Origin of the sequence: Streptomyces sp. NRRL S-455 (assembly GCF_000717875.1) — a bacterium.
GTDB lineage: Bacteria > Actinomycetota > Actinomycetes > Streptomycetales > Streptomycetaceae > Streptomyces.
The window spans coordinates 1-4,907 of record NZ_JOCT01000058.1 but is presented as its reverse complement, the minus strand read 5'-3'; the positions used below and the strand labels follow the sequence as shown (position 1 = coordinate 4,907).

Annotated in this window: 2 rRNA genes; both read right to left on the bottom strand. The window is 57.7% G+C overall.

The features are described 5' to 3' along the window. Positions 1-4: 4 nt before the first annotated feature. Positions 5-3,019 (bottom strand): 23S ribosomal RNA (locus IE97_RS0137760). Positions 3,020-3,321: 302 nt separating this feature from the next. Continuing rightward, positions 3,322-4,847: ribosomal RNA gene (locus IE97_RS39035) — 16S ribosomal RNA — on the bottom strand. Together the 16S and 23S rRNA genes form the textbook arrangement of a ribosomal RNA operon. Between the last annotated feature and the right edge of the window lie 60 nt (positions 4,848-4,907).

The window sequence follows — 4,907 nt, the reverse complement described above, 5'->3', positions numbered from 1 at the left end:
AACTGAGGACAAGCCCTCGGCCTATTAGTACCGGTCAACTCCACACGTTACCGTGCTTCCATATCCGGCCTATCAACCCAGTCGTCTACTGGGAGCCTTACCCTCTCTAGGAGGTGGGAGTCCTCATCTCGAAGCAGGCTTCCCGCTTAGATGCTTTCAGCGGTTATCCCTCCCGAACGTAGCCAACCAGCCATGCCCTTGGCAGAACAACTGGCACACCAGAGGTTCGTCCGTCCCGGTCCTCTCGTACTAGGGACAGCCCTTCTCAAGACTCCTACGCGCACAGCGGATAGGGACCGAACTGTCTCACGACGTTCTAAACCCAGCTCGCGTACCGCTTTAATGGGCGAACAGCCCAACCCTTGGGACCGACTCCAGCCCCAGGATGCGACGAGCCGACATCGAGGTGCCAAACCATCCCGTCGATATGGACTCTTGGGGAAGATCAGCCTGTTATCCCCGGGGTACCTTTTATCCGTTGAGCGACGGCGCTTCCACAAGCCACCGCCGGATCACTAGTCCCGACTTTCGTCCCTGCTCGACCCGTCGGTCTCACAGTCAAGCTCCCTTGTGCACTTACACTCAACACCTGATTGCCAACCAGGCTGAGGGAACCTTTGGGCGCCTCCGTTACCCTTTAGGAGGCAACCGCCCCAGTTAAACTACCCATCAGACACTGTCCCTGATCCGGATCACGGACCCAGGTTAGACATCCAGCACGACCAGACTGGTATTTCAACGACGACTCCACCCACACTGGCGTGTGGACTTCACAGTCTCCCAGCTATCCTACACAAGCCGAACCGAACACCAATATCAAACTGTAGTAAAGGTCCCGGGGTCTTTCCGTCCTGCTGCGCGAAACGAGCATCTTTACTCGTAGTGCAATTTCACCGGGCCTATGGTTGAGACAGTCGAGAAGTCGTTACGCCATTCGTGCAGGTCGGAACTTACCCGACAAGGAATTTCGCTACCTTAGGATGGTTATAGTTACCACCGCCGTTTACTGGCGCTTAAGTTCTCAGCTTCGCCCTGACGAATCAGAGCTAACCGGTCCCCTTAACGTTCCAGCACCGGGCAGGCTCACCGGATGTGGCCCCCCTTCTCCCGAAGTTACGGGGGCATTTTGCCGAGTTCCTTAACCATAGTTCACCCGAACGCCTCGGTATTCTCTACCTGACCACCTGAGTCGGTTTAGGGTACGGGCCGCCATGAAACTCGCTAGAGGCTTTTCTCGACAGCATAGGATCATCCACTTCACCACAATCGGCTCGGCATCAGGTCTCAGCCTTAAGTGATCCGGATTTACCTAGACCACGGCCTACACCCTTACCCCGGGACAACCACCGCCCGGGATGGACTACCTTCCTGCGTCACCCCATCACTCACCTACTAACCGCTTGGTTCAGCGGCTCCACCACTCCCCCTCACTCCGAAGAGATCAGGGGCGGCTTCACGGCCTTAGCATCACGATGCTCGATGTTTGACGCTTCACAGCGGGTACCGGAATATCAACCGGTTATCCATCGACTACGCCTGTCGGCCTCGCCTTAGGTCCCGACTTACCCTGGGCAGATCAGCTTGACCCAGGAACCCTTAGTCAATCGGCGCACACGTTTCTCACGTGTGAATCGCTACTCATGCCTGCATTCTCACTCGTGAACCGTCCACAACTACCTTCCGGTGCTGCTTCACCCGGCACACGACGCTCCCCTACCCATCACGATCCCCGTTGGGGGTATATATCGCAATGACACGACTTCGGCGGTACGCTTGAGCCCCGCTACATTGTCGGCGCGGAATCACTAGACCAGTGAGCTATTACGCACTCTTTCAAGGGTGGCTGCTTCTAAGCCAACCTCCTGGTTGTCTCTGCGACTCCACATCCTTTCCCACTTAGCGTACGCTTAGGGGCCTTAGTCGATGCTCTGGGCTGTTTCCCTCTCGACCATGGAGCTTATCCCCCACAGTCTCACTGCCGCGCTCTCACTTACCGGCATTCGGAGTTTGGCTAAGGTCAGTAACCCGGTAGGGCCCATCGCCTATCCAGTGCTCTACCTCCGGCAAGAAACACACGACGCTGCACCTAAATGCATTTCGGGGAGAACCAGCTATCACGGAGTTTGATTGGCCTTTCACCCCTAACCACAGGTCATCCCCCAGGTTTTCAACCCTGGTGGGTTCGGTCCTCCACGAAGTCTTACCTCCGCTTCAACCTGCCCATGGCTAGATCACTCCGCTTCGGGTCTTGAGCGTGCTACTGAAACGCCCTATTCGGACTCGCTTTCGCTACGGCTTCCCCACCCGGGTTAACCTCGCAACACACCGCAAACTCGCAGGCTCATTCTTCAAAAGGCACGCAGTCACGAGAATGGAGCAAGCTCCATTCCGACGCTCCCACGGCTTGTAGGCACACGGTTTCAGGTACTATTTCACTCCCCTCCCGGGGTACTTTTCACCATTCCCTCACGGTACTATCCGCTATCGGTCACCAGGGAATATTTAGGCTTAGCGGGTGGTCCCGCCAGATTCACACGGGATTTCTCGGGCCCCGTGCTACTTGGGTGTCTCTCAAACGAGCCGCTGACGTTTCGACTACGGGGGTCTTACCCTCTACGCCGGACCTTTCGCATGTCCTTCGCCTACATCAACGGTTTCTGACTCGCCCTACGGCCGGCAGACCGTAGAAGAGAGATCCCACAACCCCGTATACGCAACCCCTGCCGGGTCTCACACGTATACGGTTTAGCCTCATCCGGTTTCGCTCGCCACTACTCCCGGAATCACGGTTGTTTTCTCTTCCTGCGGGTACTGAGATGTTTCACTTCCCCGCGTTCCCTCCACACTGCCTATGTGTTCAGCAGCGGGTGACAGCCCATGACGACTGCCGGGTTTCCCCATTCGGAAACCCCCGGATCAAAGCCTGGTTGACGACTCCCCGGGGACTATCGTGGCCTCCCACGTCCTTCATCGGTTCCTGGTGCCAAGGCATCCACCGTGCGCCCTTAAAAACTTGGCCACAGATGCTCGCGTCCACTGTGCAGTTCTCAAACAACGACCAGCCACCCATCACCCCGAACCCTTACGGTCCGAGTGCACTGGGGCCGGCAACTGAGGAAGTTCATTCCCTCAGACACCCAACAGCGTGCCCGACACACTCCCCGCTTCCCTCAACGTTCCACGCTCCGAAGAGCAGTACTAGAAGGAGAAGACGATCAAGTGTGCCGAGTAGTCAACGTTCCACCCATGAGCAACCAGCATCAGACGTTCGCTGATGTACTGGCCTCTGGACTGCCGAAGCAGCCTAGAAGTGCTCCTTAGAAAGGAGGTGATCCAGCCGCACCTTCCGGTACGGCTACCTTGTTACGACTTCGTCCCAATCGCCAGTCCCACCTTCGACAGCTCCCTCCCACAAGGGGTTGGGCCACCGGCTTCGGGTGTTACCGACTTTCGTGACGTGACGGGCGGTGTGTACAAGGCCCGGGAACGTATTCACCGCAGCAATGCTGATCTGCGATTACTAGCGACTCCGACTTCATGGGGTCGAGTTGCAGACCCCAATCCGAACTGAGACCGGCTTTTTGAGATTCGCTCCACCTCGCGGTATCGCAGCTCATTGTACCGGCCATTGTAGCACGTGTGCAGCCCAAGACATAAGGGGCATGATGACTTGACGTCGTCCCCACCTTCCTCCGAGTTGACCCCGGCGGTCTCCCGTGAGTCCCCAGCACCACAAGGGCCTGCTGGCAACACGGGACAAGGGTTGCGCTCGTTGCGGGACTTAACCCAACATCTCACGACACGAGCTGACGACAGCCATGCACCACCTGTACACCGACCACAAGGGGGCGCCCATCTCTGGACGTTTCCGGTGTATGTCAAGCCTTGGTAAGGTTCTTCGCGTTGCGTCGAATTAAGCCACATGCTCCGCCGCTTGTGCGGGCCCCCGTCAATTCCTTTGAGTTTTAGCCTTGCGGCCGTACTCCCCAGGCGGGGCACTTAATGCGTTAGCTGCGGCACGGACAACGTGGAATGTTGCCCACACCTAGTGCCCACCGTTTACGGCGTGGACTACCAGGGTATCTAATCCTGTTCGCTCCCCACGCTTTCGCTCCTCAGCGTCAGTATCGGCCCAGAGATCCGCCTTCGCCACCGGTGTTCCTCCTGATATCTGCGCATTTCACCGCTACACCAGGAATTCCGATCTCCCCTACCGAACTCTAGCCTGCCCGTATCGACTGCAGACCCGGGGTTAAGCCCCGGGCTTTCACAACCGACGCGACAAGCCGCCTACGAGCTCTTTACGCCCAATAATTCCGGACAACGCTCGCGCCCTACGTATTACCGCGGCTGCTGGCACGTAGTTAGCCGGCGCTTCTTCTGCAGGTACCGTCACTTTCGCTTCTTCCCTGCTGAAAGAGGTTTACAACCCGAAGGCCGTCATCCCTCACGCGGCGTCGCTGCATCAGGCTTTCGCCCATTGTGCAATATTCCCCACTGCTGCCTCCCGTAGGAGTCTGGGCCGTGTCTCAGTCCCAGTGTGGCCGGTCGCCCTCTCAGGCCGGCTACCCGTCGTCGCCTTGGTGAGCCGTTACCTCACCAACTAGCTGATAGGCCGCGGGCTCATCCTGCACCGCCGGAGCTTTCGATCACCACAGATGCCCGTGGTGGTCAGTATCCGGTATTAGACCCCGTTTCCAGGGCTTGTCCCAGAGTGCAGGGCAGATTGCCCACGTGTTACTCACCCGTTCGCCACTAATCCCCACCGAAGTGGTTCATCGTTCGACTTGCATGTGTTAAGCACGCCGCCAGCGTTCGTCCTGAGCCAGGATCAAACTCTCCGTGAATGTGTACCGGTAATCCGGTGCAACACCACGAGAGCGGAACAGTCGGAGGAATAATCCGAC